Source organism: Sphingobacterium alimentarium (genome assembly GCF_004342685.1).
In the GTDB taxonomy this organism is placed as follows: domain Bacteria; phylum Bacteroidota; class Bacteroidia; order Sphingobacteriales; family Sphingobacteriaceae; genus Sphingobacterium; species Sphingobacterium alimentarium.
Genome location: NZ_SMBZ01000052.1, coordinates 1 through 24,642 on the forward strand (window position 1 = coordinate 1; position 24,642 = coordinate 24,642).

Consider the following 24,642-nt stretch of genomic DNA (forward strand, 5'->3'; position numbering starts at 1 on the left):
ATCCATATTGTATTGCAAATATTGCTGTACTATTGCATTTATGGCGTAGCTTTTACCCGTGCCCGAGGATCCTAGTACAAATCGGTTTCTATTTTTAATCCGTCCGGTTTGCATGGGTAAATCCGATGGATCTATAGATACCGGTATTCCACTTCTATCGGTGAATGTTAACAGAAAACTGGATTTTTCGTCCACCAGAAGCCTTTCTTTAAAAAACAAGCAGAGTGCTGCATCTATGGTAGTAAGAAATTTATCATACTTCTTGAGTTCTGAGCTGTTGCCTGGTAGCGCGCAGCGGAACAATTCCAGCTGGTTGAAAGCATTACCAGAAGGAATAATCCCCTGTTGAAAGAGTGCCGATTCAATAAAGTTCGCCGATCTTTCCATACTTTGGGGATTACAACATATCACGATAGAATAATGCGCATGAACCAGCAGTTGGTTTTCGCGCGCCACATCGATTAATAGTCTGTCGATATCCTCTACGCATAATGTGTTGGCTGGATCCGGGATGCTCGAATGCCTATTTCTTTTAATCTCCAGGTAATTAAGGAGCTTGCGCTGGGAAGGTATTTCAATGATCTGATTGTAAATAAAGCAATGATACTCTGGGATGTCATATAGAAAAAAGAAGTTGTCTACGGGGAAGTTTTGTATACCGTTACTCTCCGTCTTGATGTGGTATGATCCTATTTTTTCTGGTAAATCTATTCGATCTGTGTCAATTAATGATATACTTCTTACTGCTTTTTTTCCAATATATACTTCGGTGTTGCCCGCCTGAATGTTATCATGGGCAATATGCTTGCTGGTGAAGTCCATGGAAAGTATACGCCTTACATAATGGTCCGTCTGCTGTTTGCTAAGATATTCTGGTTCGAGGTTGGCTTGCACAAAGAGATCATAAATTTTATTTATGCTCAGTAGAAAATTATTAAGCGTATGCTGATCGAAAGTATAAAACGCGCTTTTTTTCACTTGATGGGTAAAGATGATATAGGTTTGGATCTCAGTATATTTTCTTCCCATAAAATGCGCTTGGTATTGCTGCTCTAAAAATTCTTTTCGTGGCTTTTCTTGGTACCTTTTCCGGATGAATATATCTTGTTTCTGAATGGCATGATTCTCCCCTAATATTTTGCTGGCATTTAATAGTACGTGCTGATAATTAAGATATTGCTGAGGGTCCGCACAATACTGTAGTACGGAATTGGAAATTTTCATGACTATGGAATAGTCTCCATTCAAGGTATAAAGGACGTTATGCCCGTTGATTGTATCAATCCCTGCGTAGGGCAGCGTAAATGCTTTTTTATTGTTCTTCATAGGCTAGAAACATTTTATTGGGGTAGATATATAACCCCAGGTTTTGCGTTTTTGCGGACATTCCGGATCGCTGCTTATAAAGGGTGAATGTTATCCCTGATGCCATGATGCCCACGGCTGTAAGTCCAGATAATATCGGGTTGGTTACAGCGCCCAGAATACACCCTACAATAACCCCTAGAAATATCGAAGCCAGAGCCCAGTATATATATTTCCCCTTAAAGCCCTTATACTGTAGAGGCTTCTGTAGACCCTTATAAATAGGGTGGCCCGCCGAGATCATACGCCAAAGAAAGCTTTGATAACCACACTTACCAGCACCAGGAATAAACAGGATCCACCCCAACTCATGAGTTCTTTGTTTATATCTTGATCCCCACTATTCCATTTGATGAACACCCGAACACCTCCTATTAATCCTACAACTGCACCTATGGCCAGAATAAGGGTAGACATCGGGTCGACGTAGCTTGTCAGTGAGGAGGTCGCTGCATTAATGCCAACTTGCGCTCCTTGAGCAAATAATTGATGGATGGAAAGAAAGGCCATAGCGATAGCCAGGCAAAATTTTTTGTTTAATTTTTTCATGTTTTTTGGGTTTAATATTAAATTATCGATAGCTTTTTTAAGTCTTTTCGGGCTCACAACGCTCACAGGTGAGCGGTAGATAATACTTGCATATCGCTTATGTTCAGTAAAATGGCGGGTGTATCAGCTGATGCTGCTATAAGGTCAACCAGTGTGTTATTGTATAAAGCAGTTTATGTTCCCATAGGTACTATCAGGGTAGCTAATAAGGAATAGCTTTACTATATTCAATAGCCTCTTTGTTGATCAATGCGAGTAGATCCTGGAAATTTACCCCGCCGGTGGAATTAACTAGGGGCAGGGGAAAGATTTCCGAAAGGTCGCCGGGAGTTATTTCTTTTAAATTTAATTGGTCATTTGGAATGCTCTGACTTATATAAGCAACTTTTTCGGGGGGAGGCTCTTTGGGGGGAACTATGTCGAAAGGTTCTTTGTGGCTTCTGCTTTTATTTCTATTGCTGAAATAAGCATCTTTTAGGAGATTAAACACATAGTAAAGCGTGTACACAACTGAAAGGGATGATAAGAAATTAATCCAAGTCATATCTATAGTTTTAAGGGTTCAATTTTTTTTGATCATGAAGGTTTCATATAGGTGGTCTAAAGCGGGTAACAGCGTTGAAAGAAGTGTTGCAGGCGTATGGACGTTGCTGATTCGCTGGAAGTCTATTTTATCGTAAAGTGTCGGGCTAATCGTTCCAAAGCCGCTCAATACTTTTTCTATCTCTTGTTTTGATTCGATAAAAACATTTTTTTTTATCCTGTTGGGAATGAAAACAATGGGTGCTAGTGGATTGACTTTTACGGCCAGCAAGGCAAATAAAAGTGTGGCTTTAATTGTGAATTCATCATAGGCAAAGGGACAGCAGATCAAATCGGCCGAGCGTAGGAAGCTATAATGTGCTTTCGCATCCAGATAGCAGGGTAAATCCACAATAATATTCTCAGTGGATTCAGCTCCAGAAGCTTTCAGTAATTCAGATGAAATGTTTTCCTTTGCTTGGATGGGGTATAGGGGGCTGATTTCTAGTATTTTTGTTTTCTCCGCAATATCAACTAGGGATTGCTTGAAGTCCAGGTCCAAAACACGAAGCTTTTTTCTATGTTCTTGCGTAAGATAATTGGCCATGGCGAGTGATAAAGTGCTTTTTCCTACACCCCCTTTAGTACTTCCAAATACTATAATCATATACGATGAAATTTATTAGGATGTTAAGCAGATCTTTTCTTCAGAAGTCTATGCCGCAGAAGCGATCTATCATCTCTATCAGGGGTAATTTCAAAATTTAGGTTGCTTAATTCTAATAGGGTTTCCCGGATTAGCTGTCGGCTGGCTGGTAGGTTATAGTTTTCACCAAGATCGTCTGTTAGCGTATATTCTTCTGATGCCATCGTTTTCACTGGCCTAATTAGGCTCTCTATAGGCATTATGTCTTTGCCGTTAAATACTTGCTTTGTCGCATGGTCTATTATCGCATAATCTGTTGGAAGCCGGTTCTTAGTATAAGAAAATACAATGTCTATTTGATGCCTTTCTTTTAAGGCATTGATGAAATCGGAGGTGTACTTCAAGGGAGAGAAAAAGGGATTTTTAACCAGCAATGGTACTTTTTTTATCCCGGTGCTATACTGATTTTTTAATTCATTAAATAGATCTCTCAGCACATCTCTGCGAGGTAGATCTATGGGGTGAGCACTGAGTTTATTATATATCTTATCGAGATTTATTTGCGCTTGAACTTTACCGTACCGGATCATAAGTAAGTTATTTCCTTTAAACCTTAAAATGTATTTCTTTGCATGTAAAAGCATGAGAAATTCTCTTCGAGAGGAAAATTTATAGTTTGATGCCTCATCAAAATCGCTTAACGCTTGTCTTTTAGTATCTAAACCAATAATGTCAAATAGATGCTCGTATGCTCTTAATCCTTCATAAAAGGTGGGTAAATAGTTACCCTGAGCGTTGACTCTTGAAGATACAATATGGACGTGATTTCGCGGGGTGTCGTAATGGAAAAATATCAAGTAAGGCTGCTCTTTGTATCCCATCTTTTTCATCCATTTGTGCGCTATTTCGCTCAGCTCAAACTGGTTCTTTTCTCTGCCTTTACAGATGATTGTAGCATGGAACTGGATTTTTTTTACGCGGTCAGAACTTGATTTAATGAGTAGGTAGTCTAGGAAGTCTTTGGCTTTTATGGTTTTCAAAATCTGAAGCGCCTGAAAATTATAAGAGGCCATGAGTTCGGCGCGGTTATGAGCGATCTTGTTGAAATTGTAAAAAACACCACTGAAAGAGCTTTGAGAATTAAAGATTATTACCTTCATGACATTTTTTTAAGTAATGCAATTATTTCACGAAAGGAGGTCTCCAGATAATCAACCTTCTGATAGTTTTGAAGTATGCGCAAAGATATTACCTGTAATGGACAGTGTTGTTTACTATCCTGCTGCTGCTGCACTTGCTTAATTAAATCTGCCATCTGCCGATTTTCTTCTGCCAGTTGAGCGCCTATAAGATCTAATTTTCTTAAGACTTCAGGAGCATTGCACAGTATCATATCGGCTTTATCCATAATCAGCTTCCTAATGAACTTGGCTTTAGACATGTTTAAAGTTTGTGAGAGTTTTTCTATTTTTTGATTTAACTCTAAGGATACTTGTATGTGTAAGTTATGGCGCGTTGCTTTGCGTTGTTTTGTTTCTAACATATTTTGTCACCTTTTATAACCAATTTTCGTGTTGTGGAGTTGATCCATCAACATCTCATTATAATCTTTGTAGCCCTGATAAAGGAAAGACCTATCTTGGGCATGGGGATATTTATCAAGAATTATACGTGTGGTTTGTTTCCCCGGTATATCATTATCCAAGAAAAGTTCTATTCTATCCATGGAATCAATCCTTTCCAATATTTTTTTTAGATGTATTATAGAATTCAAGACATATGCGGTGGGCATGGGCTGTTGCGGAGAATTTAATTTTAGCCAGCTTAAATAATCCATATATCCTTCAAAGAGTACTACATGGCTTTTTAGGTTGCCCGGGATGATGGATATTCCTTTTTGTCCAATACTACTTTTGAACCCCCAAGGCGTGCTGAACTCCCAATTGTTATGTTCATTTTTCCACCCAATGGCCGGGTATATTTTGCTGCCACTGTTCTTATTTTGATTTATATAGTATATTTCGTTTAGATGCCTAGAGGAGATATCGAATATTCCTCGGGATTTGAGGTAGGCTGTTAATCTCCTATTTGTTCCCAAAGGCTCGGTTTTAAAAAGTTTAAAAGCGTAGCTTTGGGTAAGATTTACAGGATTAACCTGTAAATAAATCGGTTTTACTTCATCAAAATGTATGATATTTAAGGTGTGGTCTATATTTTTTAACACCTCAACAAGCGGTAGGTTTTTCCAATAGGCTTTAGCAAGTTGTATGATGCCTCCTCCGTATATGCCACTTTCATTTGGCCCGCCTCTATCTATCCATTTTCCGCCCTGGTCCCACACGCTCAGTGATGGGGTAATTCTGGGGGTATCTCTAAGCATACTGTGATAGAAGAGTTCTTTCCCCGCTTTTTTGACGGGATGATAGCCTAGTTTAGCTAAGAATTCTGCTATACTAATATCCTGATAATTACTAAAGGGAATGTTTTGTGGCATAATAACTGGATTTATCTAAGTCAAAGAATGATCAGCGTGATGGCAAGATAGCTTGAAAGCCAACAATTCGTTTTTTCAGCTTAATAAGCAGTAGGGGAGAAATTACTTCTCCGACTACTGCTATGATATAATAGTTAATGTAGGTTTGTTATTGATTTGTTGTTTTGGAATTACTCACGTCAGCCCTTACGGACCGGGTATCTCAACCTGCCAATGCGCTTTCGGAATATTGGATAGTACTATCCTCACCTTCGCAAAATTCCCCTTGACTGGGGTAATGCTTCATTCCTGTATGTCAAAGAACATGGCTCATCAATCATGCGCGTGTTCCACTTAGGCGTATTTAATTGTGATGAACCATTTACCTAGCTCTTACATCTGTTACTTAAAGCTAAACTGCAAGTATTCAAAACTCTAGGTTTGAAGGACCTAATAAAATTATGTCGTTCTAATTGCTTGTAAAACAAATAATTAAATGTGGTAATTAACAGTGCAAAGGGGTGAAATTTCTATTTCACTCTCAAAAAAAAACAGTCGTAAACATTTGATTACTAAGTTGTAACAGGGTTGTCGATGCTTTGATTTTTTTAAAATTTTTGATTATAATGGGCGATAGCGAAGCTTAATTTCATAATAATTATATATACAGCTCAATCCATATTTATAATCATTCAATTAAAAAACAGTAATTATTGAAAATATTTTAATGGCGACCGCTTTTAAAAATAATGATTTGCAATAATTGAAATTGTGGGCGTTAAAAATTGCTAAATATATAAAATGGGGTTCGTTGGATTTATAAATTGATATACCTTTGGGTTAAGATTTAACCAGCATTGCCTAAAATGATAACAGAGCAGTTAGTACAAATTAGAAATAAGCAACAAGAGTGTCTTACCATTAATCTATTAGCCAGTATATTGTGGAAGGATAGGAACATTCTTACTTTATATCACGAGCATAGTCTAGTGGAAGTAAATAATTGCACATTACTACAGCTACATAAAAGTGTGTCCAATATAGCTGCTCTTGAGTCTTTGCGTACTATAACAGGTATTCTTCAAGAATTATTGCTATTACCCGAGTTGCCGAGCGTTATTGATGTGGGCGTATTAAAGGATAGTTTTGAAGATGCTCATCTTATAACTAAGGAATCCTTAATAGCCAAGTTATGGTACGGCCATTTAAGTAATACGCCCGAGCAAAAAGACATTGTTCTATTTGGCTTCGGCCCCACAGCCTGCTTGCTGGCCCATGAGATGTGTGAAGATCCGGCTACGCGCGTTAATTTGAACCTGCGGGCAATTGTTATTAAAGAGCAAGTGGGAGTGGAGCAGTTCAATAAAATGGCTTCATTGATAAACAATATTTCAGGCAATACCATAAAAAGATCTATTGTTGAAATAGATGAAAAATATCAGGGACTTATAATTAATGGACATTTTGTTCATGTCATTCATGCTAAGGATACCGGTGAGGTGAATTATAAAAGCTATGGTATAGACAATGCATTACTCATTGACACCTCTTGGGCTGGTTCTAGCGACAAACAATGCTTAAAGCAGCATTTAAATTGTCCAGGAATAGCAAAGGTCATCTTTGCGGGGTCGTGCCCGGACATCCCACATATTATATTTGGTGTTAATCACGATTTGATAGCAAGCCTAGATAGTAATATATATGCTACTGCATCATCATCAATAAATGCGGTAGCTCCAGTAATAAATATCCTGGAAGATAAGTATGGCATTATAAAAGGGCATATTGAGTACATCAGCCATACCAGTGATGAGCTGCAAATAAATGATGAACGCCAGCATTCTGAAAAAGGATATAATCTTAAAGATTTTAATGATATAACAACTGAGGTAAAGGATTCTAGCATTATGGCTGAGATATTCCCTTGTTTAACAGGCCGTCTTACCTGCAATGCCATACGCGTGCCTATACTAAGGGGATCAATCGCCATCCTGGTATTAGAAATGAAAAAAAAAATTACACTAGAAGATATTAATGAATTTTTTAAGATGAGCACAGCGTCTGCAAACAAATCTAAAGTGTTGGATATATGTTTTGATAATAATTTCGATTCCCATTATATCCTTCAGGGTAATCCTGGGGTGGCAGTAATAGAAGGACGCTCCACTAAAGTTTCATTTGATGGTAGCATGCTGACCTTATATATATGGTATGATAAGGATTATAGTTATTGTAGGCAAATAATAAATTTAGCACGCATTATAGATGTAAAGATGCGCTCTAAGCAAAAAAGTAGGGGAGATGCTTTTTGTTATAACTAATGCTTATAAAGAATGAAATTACAATCACTGCACCAGTTTTTATGGGATAAGTTGCAGGCGGAAACTATTTCTGTCGATCTTATAAACGTTATGTTGGACCTGGTATTAGCAGCAAAGCTAATAGGTTATAACATTTCAAGGAACAAGTTATTTGAGGTCGCGAGTGGTCAAAACCAAAGCAGTCTTCCAGGTTCGGAGGGGCACCCATTAAATATATTAGCTCATGATGTATTTAGAAGTTACCTCGAAAAAAGTGGCAAAGTTACATGCCATTTTTCTTCTGAGATTACCCGTAAGACGGTAAAGCAAGATAAGAGTCCACATGCCAGTTATATAGCTTTTATAAATCCGTTGGATTATTCTAATGCTTTGGATACCTTAGAATCCCCCGGCTCTATATTTAGTGTGTATCCGCATCTTGAAAATCGTGGTGCTGTAAAAACAGGGAGATTACAAAAGCTTGCGGGATATTTTCTGTATGGTAATACCATTACGCTGGTGCTGAGCCTAGGGGAAGGTGTGCAGGTTTTTAGTTATGATGCCCATATCGGAGAGTTTTTACTAACCCATCAGAATTTGAAAATTAGTAAGGAGTCTACTACATATTGTCTCATAGAAGAGAGTCAAGAAGAATTTCCCGCAGAGATTCAAAGCTATTTAAATACCTTAAAATCCTTTAAAGTAGAAAATGCTCCCAGATATATCAATAAAACGAAACAATCATTGATTGCCAATATGCATCAATGTCTTACCGGCGGCGGATTAGTGCTATATCCACAAACAAAAAGAAATGCCCAAGGTTCTCTAAAGTTGATGTATGCAGGTAATCCTATGGCATATCTTATCGAGCAGGCAGGAGGGCTAGCCATCGACGGGATGCATCCCATATTAGATAGGTCAGCTAAAAATAGTAATCAATATGTACCTTTTATTGCAGGGAGTTACCAAATGGTCAAAAGGGTATTGGAGTTTTATAAGAATAAAAGTTTAAGTATTCATAGTATTTATTGTTGTTAGTTTTTTCTTAGTAAATGTTAGTATGGGCCCATGAGAATGGGCCTTGCTTTATTAGGGTTATAGGTAATAAACCAAAACGACTGTACGTTATGCGCTTGACTATATATAGTGTGGTACATTATCCGCTATTATGCTTGGGGGGCTATTAAATTCTTTTTTCTAGCAATTATAAATCGAATGATAATATTTACCAGTAGTAAAGCAGCCATAAGAACTGATGAAGCGAATAGGAGGTTAATTCCTGAATTGGCCACTGCAATGGCCGAAAAAGCCCAAACGGCTACCATAGCTGTGAAATATAGTCTGTACTTCCATATCATATAAATATTAATAAGCGCAGCCACAGCTAAAAGTAGAATTGTCCAATCCTGAGGGGATATTCCAAAACCTCCCCCATTGCGCTTTCTTTAAGTATATAGCCATGTTAGCAATGAGTGCCAAAGATATCCAGCCTAAATAAATGGAAAATGGTGTTACAAAAAACAGGTGCATATACCGATGATCAACAGTGTGATAATGTAAATAGGCGGATATTATTTTAATAAGGGATAGCAGGAGTATAAGCATTAATAGTACGGAAGTCAGTAGATGGTCATTTGTCCAAGCAAATACCCAAAGTGAATTTGCCAGGCAGGATATAATCAGCCATACGCCTGTTTTGCGTATAATTATTTCTTTTTTATCGTTAGCATTTACCAAGGGGCCGTAAAAAATAACAAATGCGAATAACAGTATATAGATTAATCCCCAGATGCTAAAAGCATAGCCTGCAGGTGTAAATAGCGTATCGTATTTCTTAGATATATCCGATATGGTGTTACTACTGAATATCCCTAAATTCGATAAATAATTAATGAGTATGGTTGCTAGCAGAGCAATTGCATTTGTAATTTGAAGCGTACGTACCATAATTCTTTTTAGCTTGATAATATTTTGATCAGTATGTGCAATTCGCATTTTGCTGATTTACAATTCATAACAATCTATTGAATTTTAAGTTTAGTCGTACCCTTAGCTCCAGAGGCAATAATTCACGGCAGGAAAAAGTAAAATTAATTCTTATTAAAATTGCTAAAGCGATTACTATCCTTTGTGGGCGTCCACTCCTTGCCTTGAACTGGATGCACCATAGGAAAGGTAACTGTAAAAAGAGTTCCAAAATCCTTGTTGCTGGAAATGGTCAAACTACCTTGGTTTAAATCAATGAGCTCTTTACATAACATGAGTCCTAAGCCTGCCCCCGGTTCGTTATTGGTGCCCGATGATCTGTTCTGTATTTTTTTAGATATAGCATTAATTTTGGAAGAGGGTATTCCCACTCCATAATCTTGTATGGTGATGTGAACGCCATTTTTTGCCTGCCTACTGAATATATTTATCTGACCTTCAGGATAACTGAATTTAATGGCATTACTTAAAATATTTCTGAATATTATATTTACATGTTCTGGATCTGCTAGGATGGATATGTAAGGGGGTATATTACATATCACTTCAATATTTTTATTTTTTAGAGGTACCTCAAAGTCATCCAGGAGTGAAGTTATCACTTTATTAATAGCGACCACACGGGCTATACTACTTTCACCCATCATCTTCCGGCTACTCCATTCCAAGATATTTTCCAACACTCTATTTTGATCGTTAATCTGCTGTTTGATGGAGTTAATAAAATCGTTTAATTGCTCGCGCGATAGGCTCGTGGATTGAAAAGCTTCTAATAAGCTGGAGGCATTATGCAAAGGAGTACGTAAATCATGCGCTATAATGGAAAATATTTTTTCTTTCTCTATATTCAATAGGTTGAGCTTTTGCCTTTGATGTTCTATAAGTTTTTTATCATGATAGATTACATTCTTAAAAAATATCAGGGCAATGATACTTAATATTAAAGCACAAACAATATTATATAACCCTCTGTCATAAGGAACTGCTGGGAAGAGATTCAAATCAGGAAAAGCATAAATTACCAAAATAGCAATTACCAGTATGATACCCCATATCACTAATTTTATGGAATTGTCAAATAGCAGCATCGATATGATAAAAATACTGATTAAAAAATATTCACCTGCATTACGAAATAATAAAGCGCTTGTAAAAAAAAGTAAGAAATTAAAGCCTACCAATAAGATTTTGGCAGCGTTTTGTCTATGGTGGTACTGCAGAAATATTACTATCAGATAACTAAACGAAGTCAAAAAGTTTATTAAAGCTAATAATAGCCTGCCATCATAGAAGTTTATAATAGAAAATATTAACGGAGGGATAATGCAAGTAATGGCTATGATGTTTACCATTTGTACTTGCTTTATCTCTATATAACTCGCATTATCTGTGGTGCCAATTTTCGAAAGGCCCAGTAAGTATTGGAAAATTTTTTTCATTATTTTTAGCAGATAGAGTATAACGAGTTGAATTCAAAGATAAAACAATATTTATAGCTTTTCGTCGAAAACCTGCTCATATTATTACCTAAACATTATGAAATTACTATGTTTACATACTAAATTCCATGTACGCTTGAAGGAAGCAAGAATATTTTGTATATTATGTATAATTAAATATTTAATTACCACTTCAACTACGATGAAAGATGAATCAGATAGAAAATATAGAGTCGAAACTTGAAAAATTAATAGATAGCACAATTGCTTATCTGCCCATCCTATTTGGCTCAGTTATATCCGCGATAATTGTTTTATTATTAGGGGTGTGGTTTATACGCTTAGTTCGAAGACTGGTAGATCGTATATTTGTGCGAAGGAATGTGGACCCTAGTATTAGGACATTCCTGGGGAATATCATCAATTGGTCTCTGCGCATTATATTATTTATAATTGTCATCAGCCAATTGGGGGTTCAGACCTCTTCATTTATAGCTATTATTGGCGCAGCGGGACTGGCCATTGGCTTATCCCTTCAAGGCTCGCTATCGAATTTTGCGGGCGGGGTGTTAATTCTTCTTTTTAAACCCTTCCGAGTAGGGGATTATATTTCCTCGTCCACAGGCGTGGATGGGACTGTTAAAGTTATTGATATCTTTAATACCAAACTGGTGACACCACAAAATCAAGTTGTTGTTATCCCCAATGGTTCATTGTCCAACAGCAATATTACCAACTATAGCGAAATGGGCACGCGCAGAACATGGTTTGACATTGGTGTGGGCTATAATACCGACCTTAGAAAAGCAAAGGAAATTCTTTTAAACGTTATTGAGAAAAATGAATATGCTTTTAAAGATCCTGCTGCAGAGGTGGTAGTCACTAAATTAAACGATAGTTCGATAAATTTGTCTGTGAGGGTGACTGCCAGCAATGATGTCTTTTGGAAAATGCACGAACAATTAATTATCGATTGTAAGGAGGCGCTGGATGAAGCAGGTATTGAAATTCCATTCCCTAAAACAGATATCTATATGAACTATCCTTCCAAAACCGAAGGGTAATCGTCTGCGCAGCCTATTCTACATAAAATTTGTATACGCTGCGAGCTGACAGGTGATTGGCCGTGGCACAGCTTTTATAACCTGTTGACACGCCTAATCGTGAAGCAATCTGACTTACGGCTTGCAATCCCAATTTCAAATTCTGCGGCTTGCCCTTTACATGCTGTAGTATGCCGTCTGTTCTATAAACTAAAAGGGGTAGCAAACTAATTTGTTACCCCCGTAGCTAATTTCAATGCAGTATTTATTCTGTTATTTCCATTCTTAATTCCTCATGCATAAGTTTTTTTGTCGAACCAATTTGGTATTCATAACATAGCGTAAATACATTAAATTTTCGACCGAAAGACTCTTCCACCTTAAATTCATTGGGATAGCGTGAGTCATTATCTATTTGACGTACCACAAGATCTTTATAAGGCTTTATAGTAACTTTATTATCTGTGCCAACTTCTAGTATGATTGATGTTTTTGCTATACTTTGCTCATTGCTAGCAAACGATTCTATGCCGGCTATAACGCGTACACTATTTTTCGAAAGAGGGAATAGCTGTTTGTTGGCTGCAGTTATGGCTCCATCCTGAAGGCCCGTCATGCTGTAGAAGGAGTTCTTGGCCTGCGATGCAAATTGATTATAAATCATCACCTTGTATAGCACATTACTTTTGGTGGGATTTATTTCTACTTCACCTTCAGGGAATGCCTGTAAACTAATGAAGTAGGTGGAGTCTGGCGATAACCCATCAGGTCGTAGTTTAACCAAGGCCCGCCCGGTACGCTCGCCTGCTTTTATAACTATTTTAGATTCCGGAATCTCGTATTTATCCTTTGCTAATAATTTTGCATAGAGTCGGGTATCAGCATCAAATAAAGACCAGTTGTACCTATCGAAAGCAGTATTTTCTTCAATAAGCTTAACCGTCAAGTCGCGATCCGGAGCATAAGATCCCCCTACGGAGGCTGTGATGTAGCCTGTTACCTCCTGCCCGTTTAAGGGAACTATTTCCTCAAAATTATTATGATAAGAACTACTTATTAGAGCAATCACATTTTTATACATTTCCTGTTCAAATACATCTTTATCCTCACATGAAAACAGAAAAAATGGTAATATTAGCAGTGCTGATATTTTGCGTTTCATTTTATTATTTTAAAGTTTAACTATTAATACCCTGGGTTTTGTGATACAGAAGGCAATCTTCTTAATTCCGCTCGGGGGATGGGAAGCCATACCAATTTTTTGTTTACCTCTCTTTTTAAGAATGAAGATGAACCAGGAATCACACGACGATAGTACGTTTCGGGGGTTGCGCCATCTGGATTCATTCCACTCATGGGCTCACGTTCTGTATCTTCATAAATTCCCCATCTACGAACATCATAATAACGAAGATTTTCCCATAGGAATTCTACCATTCTTTCACGTTGGATTTGTTCTTGCATCAAGTCAGAATTATTCAATTGTAACTGTGTAAGTCCTGGAAGGCCGGCACGATAGCGAACTTGGTTAAACGATTTTTTTATTTCCTCAACATTACGACTCATGACATATTCTTTGTTACCTAAGGTAACAGTATGATTACCTTTAAGATTATTCAACGCTTCTGCGTAAATCAATAAAATCTCTGCATAGCGAATTATTGAATAGGCTTTATCAATCCGGCGAGCACCCGTTCCGGTTAAGGCATCCATTGGGTGGTTGTATTTTTTTATTACGTAGCCCGTAATTGGATAATTAGGAGAAGATGCTGTTACGCCTCCACGACCATCGGCTCCTTGGTAGAAGTAGTCGGCTGTGTGGTTTGTTTTGGAGACTACGCTTAAGTTTTGCCAAACAGCGCCATTGAAACCCACAGAAGCATAAAAGCGCATTTCTCTGTTCGCATACATATTATAAACACCGGCATTCAAAGGGTATCCAGAAAAACGTTTGGCTTGGGTAGTGAATCCCGTTTCAGAATAATAACCGTCAGCAGCAGCCTCTTCCTTAGTACGTCCATCATCCATTAGGTATGCATCTACGACTTTCTGTGTTACACAGAATCTGCCCCATCCCCCTAAAGAAGGGGGAAATGCACCTTGATTAATGGTTGTATTGAGGTATGCGGTGTTTCTGGCCCAAATAAATTCAGGGTTAATGGCAGCATACGCCTCGCCCGTGAAAATATCAGAGTAGGAGCGGAAAGCGTCTATTCCTGCTGCGCCATTAGGATATGTGGCGTAAAAATTAGGATCAGATGTTACACCTTGAGGCAAGGGAGCTGTTTGTTCATCGGCATTTACGGTATACAGTCTATATTTTCCCATATCCATAACGCGTTTAGCAGCAGCAGCAGCAATAGCCCATCGCTTCTCATCGTATTTTTGAGATACATAATGTATTCCATCTGATTTGCGGATCCATGAGCCAAAATATGAACTTGCCACAGCACCGCCATTATATAAGGGGCTTGCATGCATTAATCTCAATCGAGCGACTAAAGCATAGGCGGCACCTCGAGTAGGCTTCCCAAAATCCAGAATACCAACTTGATCAGGAATTAATAATGCTGCGGATTCAAATTCATTACATATGTATTCCATTGCTTCATCCATGGTAGCGCGCTCCCGATCGTAATAGGCTAACTCCTCATTGGTGTTCACTAGCTCATCGCCTAATAAGATCGGAGGGCCATAATCCAACAAAAGATAATAATAAGCATAAGCTCTAATAAACCGGGTATATCCTTCTATTCTTGCTCTATTTGCATTGGTCAAGTCTTCTGGGGTATCTAAATTTTGCAGAATCATATTACACTTTCGAATTATTTTGTAATAATTGCCCCATTGATTTAAATTGGTAGCACCTTCTCCATAAAAATCAGGTGAGATGCGCCCTGTTGCAAAATCCATTCCGTGGTAAATATTTCCACTACCATTTGCATTGGTTAAGCCGTTAAAACCTTCGTCTGTTGCCATCGGACCAGGTGTGAAACTGTTACGAATTGTTTGCGATTCATCTTTGAACATTGATGCTGCCCCCCACATATAAGCTTCTATATTTCGAGTACTACTGAAGGCCGAGTCTATCTTAAATTCGTCATCAAAATAATTATCGATATTTAAATAATCCTTACACGATGTGCTGGACAATGCAATCATTAATGCTGAGGCTCCAACCACTCTTTTTAGAATTGAATTTTTCATTTATTTGATTATTACTTTCCCAATTAAAAATTAATGTATACCTGTACTGAATAGGTTGATGGTATAGGGTATTCACGACCATTGAATCGTGCTTGTTCCGGATCGAAAATTTTTACAGTATCCCAAGTGTATAAGTTGTTTCCCACAAACTGTAAATCCATTGACTTGATGCCCACCTTTCTAAACAAAGAGGGATTTAGGTGATAGTTAATGGTCACCTCCTGCAGACGAATATACTTGGCATCACCTTGCCAGAATGTTGAGGTCTGATTGTTATTGGAACTGCCGCCGTAGGATAAACGAGGGAATTTCGCATTTGGATTCTCTGCCAAGGATGGGTCAATACCATTTTGCATGGCGTATTCCATGGGAATCCAACGATTAGATGGATCGGCTACGATATCTAAGACATTTCCTGTAGCACCTTCATAAAATGGTCTGTAGCCAATTCCTCCGTAAAAGAAAGGACTACTTCCTGTGCCTTTAAATAAAATTCCTAGAGAAAGATTTTTGTAACTTACTTGCCCCCCAAATCCATACATTATTAATGGAATTTCATCGTTGTGAGCCAGGGGCACTTTATCTAAATTGTTAATGATCCCATCACCATTCACATCTTTGTATTTAATGTCTCCCGGCATAACCGCCCCAAAGGTTTGCTGCGGGCTATAATTAATATCATCTTGGTCTTTGAATAATCCCAAGGCTTGAAAACCACGAATGGATTTGTGCGGGAAATTATTGTACTCTAAGTATGGGTATTCCAAGTAAGCTTGCTCCCAGTTTTTTACCATATTCTTCGCATAGGTAAAATTACCGCGTAGGGTGAAATTTATATCTGGAGTTATATTTCCTTTGTAAGAAATATTTCCATCCATCCCCGAACTTTCCATGCGTCCTACGTTTGCAAAGGGATTGTTCATCACACCTACGTAATCAGGAACCTGCACCCGTTGTTGGAATATACCATTCCTTTGGTCTTTGAAAACATCAAATACAAAATCTATTTTGTTGTTGAATAATTTACCTTCAACTCCAATGTTTGATTTTATAGCTCGCTCCCAAGCTAAGTTGTCCGCACCTATGCGTGTCTCACCGATTGTCTCAACGCCTCCTATGCCCCACAGATCATTATCCGAGTTCAGCTGGGTGGTACCTTGATTTACTTTTGTCAAATAAGGGAATCGAGTGTTGGAGATGCGGTCATTACCTACAGATCCATATGAAGCCCTAATTTTGAAATAATTCAACCATGGGGCAGACTCTTGAACGAGTTTATAACTTGATGGCACCCACCCTAACGCTACTGATGGGAAAAATCCATATTGGCGTCCAGGTTGAAAGTTTTCAGATCCGGTATATCCAAAGTTTGCATCTAATAGGTAGGTGTCTTTATAGCCGTAAGTAAAACGACTTGATACGCCTTGATAGCGTAAAGGAATTGCTTCCAGATTAGAGGTGGCATCTTTAGTGTCTTTTGCATCACTTAAATAATAGTATATCAATGCAGAAGTTCGGTGGTTAGTACTAAAGACCTTATCATAATTAATTACGGACTCAAAGAAATATTTACGGAATTGTCTGGTATCTTTTTTATAGCTAGCCTTTTGTTCAGGCACCGTAAGGATAGTGATTAACGAACCATCAGCAGCTCTGCCAATACCATTGTATAGGGCAGGCTGAACTCGACGGCGTTCATTAAAGTAGCTATAAATATCATAGGCCCCCTGAACTCTAAATTTCAAACCCTCCAATACGGAGGACAGATCTTGGTTTAGCGCTAAAGTGGTTTTTCCTCTATATTGTTCGTCAGCGGCTTTACCCGTTCTATTGATCATGACATAAGGTGAAGACTGATCGCCTGTGCCACGCCCTGGAAGTAGCCCATTAGAGAATTGAGTAGGTATGCTCAATGGTGTGAGGCGAGATTGGGCGCCCCAGATGTAATCTGTATCTGCAACCCCAGGCTGAGTTAAGATAGACAAGAAACCGTCCGAGCCCAAGAATACTTTTGTAGATTTAGTCAGGTTAACGTCCAAATTTATACGGTAATTGTAGGAGTTAAAACCCACATTTGAACTGTATGGAGAACCTTTATCCACCTTATAAGCCGCCGTTTCTGACTTTCCGCCTAAGCTTAAAAAATATCGCGCTACTTCACTTCCCCCTCTACCACTTACATAGTAACTATTAGACCAAAAGTTCTTATTCAAGATTTCATCTTGCCAGTTCACGTTCGGGTATAAGTCAGGATCCAAGCCATCTTTTATTATTCCCATCTCTACTTGGTTGTATAAAGGCGAATTTCCTCTAATAACATTTGCCTCGTTGGCCAGTAGCGCGTAACTATAGGCATCTAAATATTTAGGCAGTCTATTTAGAGTGGATAAGGTAGTATTCGCTCTTGCTGTTAATTGAATACGGTCTACCAAACCTCTTTTTGTAGTCACTAATACCACACCGTTTGCGCCACGGACACCGTATACAGCTGTGGCCGATGCATCTTTTAATATCGAGAAACTTTCAATGTCCGCTGGATCAATCGTATTTAAATTTCCTTCTAAACCGTCGATTAATACTAAGGCGCTATTGTTGGCGCCGAAAGTACCAATGCCCCGAACCCAAAATTCTGCAATATTTTTACCTGGCTCACCGCTTCCCTGCATGGAGATAACCCCAGCGGCACGTCCTCCCAGTAGATTGGTGATGGAGGGAGCTGGTGATTGCAAATCCTTTGCATCCACAGAGGTGATTGCACCGACAGAACTTATTTTACGTTGCACATTGCCTAGGCCTACAACAACCACCTCATCAATGGTGGAATTGTCTTCATTTAGCGTTATGAGCAAATCAGTTTCATCTTCAATACTCAGGTATTCTTGCGTTTGGTATCCCACGAAACTAAACACGATTTTGTCACCATACAGCACTTGAAGACTAAATTTACCCTTATCATCTGTAGATGAACCTGTAGATGGTTTATCTTTTATGTAGATGGATACGTTAGGCAAGGGATTTTTATTCATATCTACAACAGTACCTGTTATGGATAATGCTTTACCTTGCTGTGCAAAGCAGGGTATGGTAAACCCCACCATTAATAGCAAAGCTATAAATTGAGAAACTTTCATTTTACTAATAAGAGGTTGATTATTCTATAACTAATTTTCGGATTCTAGCATTTGACCAGTCGGCAATATATATGTGTCCCAACTCATTTACTGCTACTCCCCAGGGTTGATTAAACAAAGATTCAGTTGGTCCACCATCCTTGTAGCCTGATTTGCCTGGCTGCCCGGCCACAGTAGTTACTACACCTTCAGGAGAGACCATGCGAATACAGTGATTGCCATAATCGGCAACGAACATATTACCATCATTATCAAATTTGATGTCTTTGGGAAAATTGAATAAAGCGTCTTGGATAGGGCCATCTTTGAAGCTGGAGCCTCCTGGAGCATTTAATCTTTTAAATCCACCTGTGCCGTCTGGATCTCTAAGGTCCAATACCATAATGCCCTGTCTGAATTCAATGGGGCTTGCATTAGAATGAAGCGTTATATATAGCTCCCATGGTTTTGCTGGATTAATTGCTTGGCCGTATTGCGAACCATAAGGTCCTTGGTGTATTATGGTAGCTACAAGCGTCTGGGGATTGATCCGTGCTACTTTACCATCCCTATAGCGCGTATATAAATGGCCATCCCAAGGTGAGAATGTGATAAAGTTTTTATATCTATCACCAACGACTATTGAGGCATAGTCACTGCTAGAATACTTCATATTGCGTTGACGAGGATACCAAGCTTCCTTAGGGTCAAAAGTAAACATCACCTCTTGCACGGACTCATGCGCCGCCGTGAGAACACCTGTAGAACGGTCCACTGTAAGCCCATTAGCATACAAAACACGTGTTTCTGCGGGAGCTTGAATTAAGGGAGTAACGATATTCTCGGCTTCATTTATTCGAGCCACACCGAAAGTGGCAGCAGAGCTTCCCGCTGTGTTGCCATCACGCCATGACATGAATATATTACCCTCTCTGTCTAATTCTAAGTATTTACCATACACAGTAGCTTCGGAGAGTGTTCCCGGAGTAAAAGATTTCACACCATTACCGGTAACCGTACTTACTAATGCTTGCGTGCGATAAACAAACTGCTGTTGGTAAACGACTGAATCAGCACCTACTACAACAGAAATTTTTGGGTCCGCTCCTGGTAATCTTGGGACAAGCGCATAAATGCGCTCTCCACTACTTGAAATAACTTTTGCCTGTGCTTTGTTGAAATAGACTTTGATTTTTGAAGGATCTGTTCCGAAGTTCTCGCCGTCTAAAAGGATCTTGTCTCTTGCTCCCCCCTGCAGGGGATAAAATGATGTTAAAACAACATCTTTGGTAGGATCATGTGCCGCTGAAGAAGAAAGTATACTTTCATTTTTACAACTTGCAAAACTTATTAAGGTGCTCAAAAGGCAGGCCTTTAATAGGTAGTGATTCATAAAATTATAGATTAATTGAATTTGTTTTTCTTGATGCAAGGATAGCCCGCGTACATCAATAAGCTATTAATCGTGTATTATCAAAATATTATGAAGCCTAGGGTGCAGGAAATATAGACATAACATAACCTAGTTTTCACTGCAGGTGGAAACAAAAAAGGATGGGTAAAAGTCCCATCCTGTTACATACCTAAATATATCCTAAATTATTTTACTACTTCGATAGTTATGGTTTGCGTATGTACTTTTCCATACATATCTACCGCTTTAATCTGCAAATCATACTTTCCAGCACCCAGTTTATTCGGGAATTTAGCTTCCCACAAATGCGTAGAATTAACAGCATTAGATGGGCGTTTTCCTTCGATAAACTTTTCTGCTGTATCATATTTCAATAATTCATATTGATACGCTGGGTCTGGTTGTTCTACATACTTCATTTTTTTCCACTCGTCATTACCAAATCTATATTGCACCCCGTCACCTTCCTTACCCATAAAAAAATTGACAGTGATTTTAGAATTACGTACATTTTTTTCACTCAAAACACGGGGAGCTATAATTGACATTTGATAATCTTTGGGTTTGCCAGCAACTTTATAATCAAATGAATAAGTATTATTATCTATGTTTAGTATGGCGTAACCTTTAGGCGTGCCATCTCGCATTGTGGAGCTAGGTACACCTTGATCGTTGCTTATGCCTGAATACCAGTCTCCTGATGTAGTACCTACATTATACTCATGATGAGGAACCTCTTGCTTCCAGCCATCTTCATGACCATAGAAAGTCTGTTTCTGGAAATGTGTATGCGCAGACATGGAAACGGTATGTTTAAATGGTTTCAAAATATCGAATAAACGCTGTCTATCGCTATGTCTAAAGGATTCAGAATCTTTATTTCCTAAAGGAATGTGAAAACTTAAAACAATTAACTTGTCTTTTGAAACATGTTTTAGACTATTTTCCACGAAATCCAATTGATCTTTTCTAAATCCGCCTAAATAACCCTTTCCCGTATTTGGATTCGGATACAAAATGTTGTCTAACACAATAAAATACGCATTGCCATAATGAAAAGCATAGTTGTTTGGCCCAAAGTGATATTCGAATGTCTCATCAGACAAGGAATCCACTGTTACGTCATAATTCATATCATGATTACCCATAACATTATACCATGGCTTTCCAATTTGTTGGATAGCATCCTGATATGGTTTATGAAGCACTAAATGGTCGCCCACTAAATCACCTAAGCTAATCCCAAATTTAATAGCATTATCGGCAGTAATATCTTCTACTATGCCTTTTTTGAAATAGGCAATTTCATCCAGATTATACGCTTGGGGATCACCAAAAATTAAAGCTTTAAACTTTGTATCTTCTTGCTGTTTATATAATGGGAAATTCAGCGTTTTAGGAATTTTTCCTGTTTCACTTACCGTCGTATACTTTAATTGGGGCGAGCCAGCAGGTTTATGTATATAATAAAACTCAGGGAGGTTTTTGTCATTTAAAGGAAAGGAATAATTCGTAGGCTTTATAACAAAGATTATATTATCGTTACCTACTTGCAATTTATACTCCCCATGTTCATTGGTTTGTACGACATCCACCCCATTACTTACAGAAACATTTTTCAATCCAATTTCCGTTTTATCCTTTTTTCCGTTCTGGTTGGTGTCATCGTAAACAATTCCTTTGACAAAATCTTGGGCCTGTGCAAATCCTAGACTAAATAAGCCAGCAGTTAATAATAATTTGAAATTCATAGTTCGTTGTTTGCTCAAAAGTAAAGGACACAAACTAACAGCGTATAAAGTAATTATTAATTATTGGTTAACAAGTGTTTTTAAACTTCTTTTAAAGGCTAAAATAGGGGCTGGTAAAATAGTCTTTGATCACCTAATTGCTACCAGTAATTGGGTTATGTGCAATGTTGTTAATTCTTTGTTTTGATTAAAATAGCTTTTGCTGAATCCGAGGCAATAATAAAACCAGCGGCCATCATGATGATATCTTTAAGAACTAATCTTCCAGCGCCAGAAAGATAGGGAAAACCATAATGCGGAGTGGGAAAATCGCCGCCCAGGTTGGGAACATATGTTTCCGGTGTTGTAATTAGAAAAGATAACGTAACTATTGACATACCGACAGTTAAAAGTCCACCCCAAAAACCAACTTTTGGAATCCAGATACCCAATAATACGAGTATACCGATTAATACTATAACTATACCTAAACCATATGAAAATAAATAGGTGTTATTTTTTACATGCCAATCTATATTTTTTTGAACAGTTTTTCCTTCGGGATTTTTATACAGACTGTATTCCAATACTTCCTTACCTTCTTTATTGAATACTTTTGAATTAGATTTTTCATAAAAAAAACTCATAAAAGGGGAATTACTTACGAAAGGAACGATTCCATCTGCTTCATACGGGAAAGCTTTTAAGCCTCCTATCCATGCCATTACAACGAAAACAGCTATTCGCGTAAAATTAGTAAAGTAACCTTCAAACTTGATACTTAAATTATAGATCTTTTCCATTTGATTGAGTTTAGAACTCAAAAGTATATTTAAATAGCCTTTTTAAACATGGTCAATTCCGTAAAAGACATGTACTATTTTGCCACAATAGAAATTCCAACCTTTTGCCGATATAATTTAGGAGAAACACCAACCTCCTTTTTGAAGTATTTGCTAAAATAAAATTCATCTTCAAAGCTTAATTCATATGCTATTTCACTTATGTTTTTATGCGTTAAATGAAGTAATTTCTTAGCCTCAAGAATGAGTCGTTCCCGTATTATAACACTTGGCGGCTTGCCATATAATGTTTTTATCTTTTTACTTAAATTTCCGGAAGTAGTTTGGTAATAATTGGCATAAAATCCCAAGGATCTTTGTTTGATATAGAACTTTTCGACTATCTCATTGAAATTAGCATATGGACTTATTACTTCAGAGGATTCAAGTGGACTGGATTTTTGTTTTTCTTTACTTGAAAGAGCTAACAAGACCTGTAAATATGCTTTAATTAAAGATTCTTCAAATGCTTCAGTGCGCTCTTGTAGGCTATTAATTTTTTGAAATAGTTCCTGAATCTCTTGCCGTAATGTCGGCTTTAATTTGATGTATGGGGCTGAAAATATGTTATTGAACAAAATGCCATTACAAGCTACTTCCTTTTTATGGTATTCAATGCAATAAAAATCTCCGTGAAAAGCAAGTATTGAAATTTCTGAAGGCTCTAGGGTTACAAATTTTTGATATGGGCTTAAAAATATACAAACCGATCTGTCGACACTATAGGGGATAAGGTCAACCATAAAGTGCATGTTTTGCTTCAATAAAATTACATGGTACAACGGACTAGAAATGGTGAAGTTTCTAGGTGCCTTTATATTTTCCGTTACAGTTATTCTATTCATGTTTTATAGTTAATTACTATTAAATATATCACTTAAACTGTAAAACAGATGAAAGGTCAATTTTTTGTATCAAAACCTTGGGTATTGTGCGCAAGCGTGTAACGGTCAATTTCTCCAATGCTTACCCATTAAATACAGTTAATAAATCTTATTCTTTTTCAAAGGACATGAGGGCTCTGTAGCGTAATTTTGACTTGTTGCTTTTGTTGTACCCTCTGATTTATGAATTGATAAGCTACAAGCCGATTGGATTCTTTAACAAAACCTATCCATAATCCAAATCATGCAGTATAGGATTTAGTGGATATTAAAAGAAACAGCTACTCTTAAATAAACACCAATAAGCAGTGCTGTATTGGTGTTTATTTTGAATTTGATCAGGCGAATGATTTTTATATCTTTTTAGATCAGAAGCGTCCTAAATAAGGGAAAAAATGGCGGTGTATTTATATAGCAGGGATTGCTATATTTAATTCGCTAAAATTCAACTACCGCCATGGTAAATATAAACGTATTTTCTCAGATATTAAGTCTAGTTGACCGTGACATTTTTAATAAATTGGTTCAAAAGTACCAATCCGACAAGCACCACAAAGGGATCAATAGTTGGTCACATTTTGTGAGTATGCTTTTCTGCCATCTTTCCTCTGCTGATTCCGTTCGTGACATTTCTAATGGGCTTCGTAGTACTACAGGAAACATGAGTCATATGGGAATTTCTAGAACTCCTAGCAAGTCCAACCTCTCTTACATCAACAAACATCGTGATCATGGCCTATTTCGAGATTTGTATTATAAACTTTTGGATGATTTGTGGCGTAAAGATTCTCCAAGACGCGCAGAGCTTAACAGGCTTAAACGTAAAGTCTATCTCATGGATGCTACTATTATTCCATTATGCTTAAGTGTATTTGACTGGGCTAAATTCCGCAGTGCTAAGGGAGCTGTAAAACTTCATACTATACTTGATTATGATGGCTGTATGCCCAGTTTTGTGCATATCACAGATGGTAAACAACATGAATCTAAAATCGCCAAAACTATTTCATTTCCTAAGGGCTGTGTGGTGGTTGTGGATAGAGGCTACGTTGATTATGCTTGGATGAACGTTTTGGATTGTTATGACTTTAACAAATAAATTTTATTTTTTTAAGCCGCCGCTCCGCTATTT

Annotated in this window: 21 protein-coding genes; 5 read left to right on the forward strand and 16 right to left on the reverse strand. The window is 37.7% G+C overall.

Features of this window, described 5'->3' with window-relative positions; all coding sequences use genetic code 11:
• The 7 genes from EDC17_RS14570 to EDC17_RS14605 all read right to left on the reverse strand — a co-directional run.
• On the reverse strand, positions 1-1,326 hold a 1,326-nt coding region (locus EDC17_RS14570), incomplete at its 3' end, for a TraG/VirB4 family ATPase (RefSeq protein WP_449441395.1).
• 279 nt (positions 1,327-1,605) lie between these two features.
• A complete protein-coding gene (locus tag EDC17_RS14580; protein ID WP_132778777.1) occupies positions 1,606-1,914 on the reverse strand; it encodes a DUF4134 domain-containing protein in 309 nt (102 codons plus the stop codon).
• A gap of 202 nt (positions 1,915-2,116) precedes the next feature.
• Positions 2,117-2,458, reverse strand: a complete 342-nt coding sequence (locus EDC17_RS14585) for a hypothetical protein (RefSeq protein ID WP_132778778.1) — start codon at positions 2,456-2,458, stop codon at positions 2,117-2,119.
• 18 nt (positions 2,459-2,476) lie between these two features.
• Complete coding sequence (locus EDC17_RS14590) at positions 2,477-3,103, reverse strand: ParA family protein (RefSeq protein ID WP_132778779.1); 627 nt, start codon at positions 3,101-3,103, stop codon at positions 2,477-2,479.
• A gap of 23 nt (positions 3,104-3,126) precedes the next feature.
• Positions 3,127-4,242: a relaxase/mobilization nuclease domain-containing protein gene (locus EDC17_RS14595; RefSeq protein WP_132778780.1), complete on the reverse strand. Its 1,116-nt coding sequence runs from the start codon at positions 4,240-4,242 to the stop codon at positions 3,127-3,129.
• A complete protein-coding gene (locus EDC17_RS14600; protein WP_132778781.1) occupies positions 4,239-4,625 on the reverse strand; it encodes a hypothetical protein in 387 nt (128 codons plus the stop codon). Before EDC17_RS14600 ends, EDC17_RS14595 begins: the two co-directional genes overlap by 4 nt.
• 6 nt (positions 4,626-4,631) lie before the next feature.
• Positions 4,632-5,576 (reverse strand): toprim domain-containing protein, encoded by a 945-nt coding sequence (locus EDC17_RS14605; protein WP_132778782.1) that lies wholly within the window; start codon positions 5,574-5,576, stop codon positions 4,632-4,634.
• 1,010 nt (positions 5,577-6,586) lie between these two features.
• On the opposite strand from EDC17_RS14605, the gene EDC17_RS14610 reads away from it, so the two are divergent.
• From EDC17_RS14610 to EDC17_RS16915, 3 genes are all read left to right on the forward strand, one after another.
• Positions 6,587-7,876: a hypothetical protein gene (locus EDC17_RS14610; protein ID WP_165894436.1), complete on the forward strand. Its 1,290-nt coding sequence runs from the start codon at positions 6,587-6,589 to the stop codon at positions 7,874-7,876.
• 12 nt (positions 7,877-7,888) lie between these two features.
• Positions 7,889-8,893, forward strand: coding sequence for an FIG domain-containing protein (locus EDC17_RS14615; RefSeq protein ID WP_132778784.1), 1,005 nt, complete (start codon positions 7,889-7,891; stop codon positions 8,891-8,893).
• A gap of 177 nt (positions 8,894-9,070) precedes the next feature.
• Positions 9,071-9,217 carry a hypothetical protein gene (locus EDC17_RS16915; RefSeq protein ID WP_165894437.1) on the forward strand — a complete coding sequence of 49 codons (147 nt, stop codon included), beginning with the start codon at positions 9,071-9,073 and terminating at the stop codon, positions 9,215-9,217.
• 3 nt (positions 9,218-9,220) lie between these two features.
• On the opposite strand, the gene EDC17_RS14620 is transcribed toward EDC17_RS16915, so the two are convergent.
• Together EDC17_RS14620 and EDC17_RS14625 are read right to left on the reverse strand one after the other, a co-directional pair.
• Complete coding sequence (locus tag EDC17_RS14620) at positions 9,221-9,850, reverse strand: hypothetical protein (protein ID WP_132778785.1); 630 nt, start codon at positions 9,848-9,850, stop codon at positions 9,221-9,223.
• 95 nt (positions 9,851-9,945) lie between these two features.
• On the reverse strand, positions 9,946-11,280 hold the full coding sequence (locus tag EDC17_RS14625) for a sensor histidine kinase (protein WP_132778786.1): 1,335 nt from the start codon (positions 11,278-11,280) through the stop codon (positions 9,946-9,948).
• 209 nt (positions 11,281-11,489) lie between these two features.
• Here EDC17_RS14625 and EDC17_RS14630 point away from each other — a divergent pair, with 209 nt between their 5' ends.
• On the forward strand, positions 11,490-12,344 hold the full coding sequence (locus EDC17_RS14630) for a mechanosensitive ion channel family protein (protein ID WP_132778787.1): 855 nt from the start codon (positions 11,490-11,492) through the stop codon (positions 12,342-12,344).
• 244 nt (positions 12,345-12,588) lie between these two features.
• On the opposite strand, the gene EDC17_RS14640 is transcribed toward EDC17_RS14630, so the two are convergent.
• From EDC17_RS14640 to EDC17_RS14670, 7 genes are all read right to left on the reverse strand, one after another.
• On the reverse strand, positions 12,589-13,485 hold the full coding sequence (locus EDC17_RS14640; RefSeq protein ID WP_132778789.1) for a BT_3044 domain-containing protein: 897 nt from the start codon (positions 13,483-13,485) through the stop codon (positions 12,589-12,591).
• A 23-nt stretch (positions 13,486-13,508) separates the two neighbouring features.
• Positions 13,509-15,530, reverse strand: a complete 2,022-nt coding sequence (locus tag EDC17_RS14645; RefSeq protein ID WP_132778790.1) for a RagB/SusD family nutrient uptake outer membrane protein — start codon at positions 15,528-15,530, stop codon at positions 13,509-13,511.
• Positions 15,531-15,553: 23 nt separating this feature from the next.
• On the reverse strand, positions 15,554-18,661 hold the full coding sequence (locus tag EDC17_RS14650) for a SusC/RagA family TonB-linked outer membrane protein (RefSeq protein WP_132778791.1): 3,108 nt from the start codon (positions 18,659-18,661) through the stop codon (positions 15,554-15,556).
• Positions 18,662-18,680: 19 nt separating this feature from the next.
• The gene (locus EDC17_RS14655; protein WP_132778792.1) at positions 18,681-20,033 is read right to left on the reverse strand and encodes an IPT/TIG domain-containing protein; all 1,353 of its coding nucleotides are present in this window, start codon (positions 20,031-20,033) and stop codon (positions 18,681-18,683) included.
• Positions 20,034-20,239: 206 nt separating this feature from the next.
• A complete protein-coding gene (locus EDC17_RS14660) occupies positions 20,240-21,805 on the reverse strand; it encodes a calcineurin-like phosphoesterase C-terminal domain-containing protein (protein ID WP_132778793.1) in 1,566 nt (521 codons plus the stop codon).
• Positions 21,806-21,975: 170 nt separating this feature from the next.
• Positions 21,976-22,587 carry a DUF417 family protein gene (locus tag EDC17_RS14665; RefSeq protein ID WP_132778794.1) on the reverse strand — a complete coding sequence of 204 codons (612 nt, stop codon included), beginning with the start codon at positions 22,585-22,587 and terminating at the stop codon, positions 21,976-21,978.
• A 74-nt stretch (positions 22,588-22,661) separates the two neighbouring features.
• A complete protein-coding gene (locus tag EDC17_RS14670) occupies positions 22,662-23,471 on the reverse strand; it encodes an AraC family transcriptional regulator (RefSeq protein WP_132778795.1) in 810 nt (269 codons plus the stop codon).
• A gap of 496 nt (positions 23,472-23,967) precedes the next feature.
• Here EDC17_RS14670 and EDC17_RS14675 point away from each other — a divergent pair, with 496 nt between their 5' ends.
• On the forward strand, positions 23,968-24,609 hold the full coding sequence (locus tag EDC17_RS14675) for an IS4 family transposase (RefSeq protein ID WP_132778796.1): 642 nt from the start codon (positions 23,968-23,970) through the stop codon (positions 24,607-24,609).
• Positions 24,610-24,642: the final 33 nt, after the last annotated feature.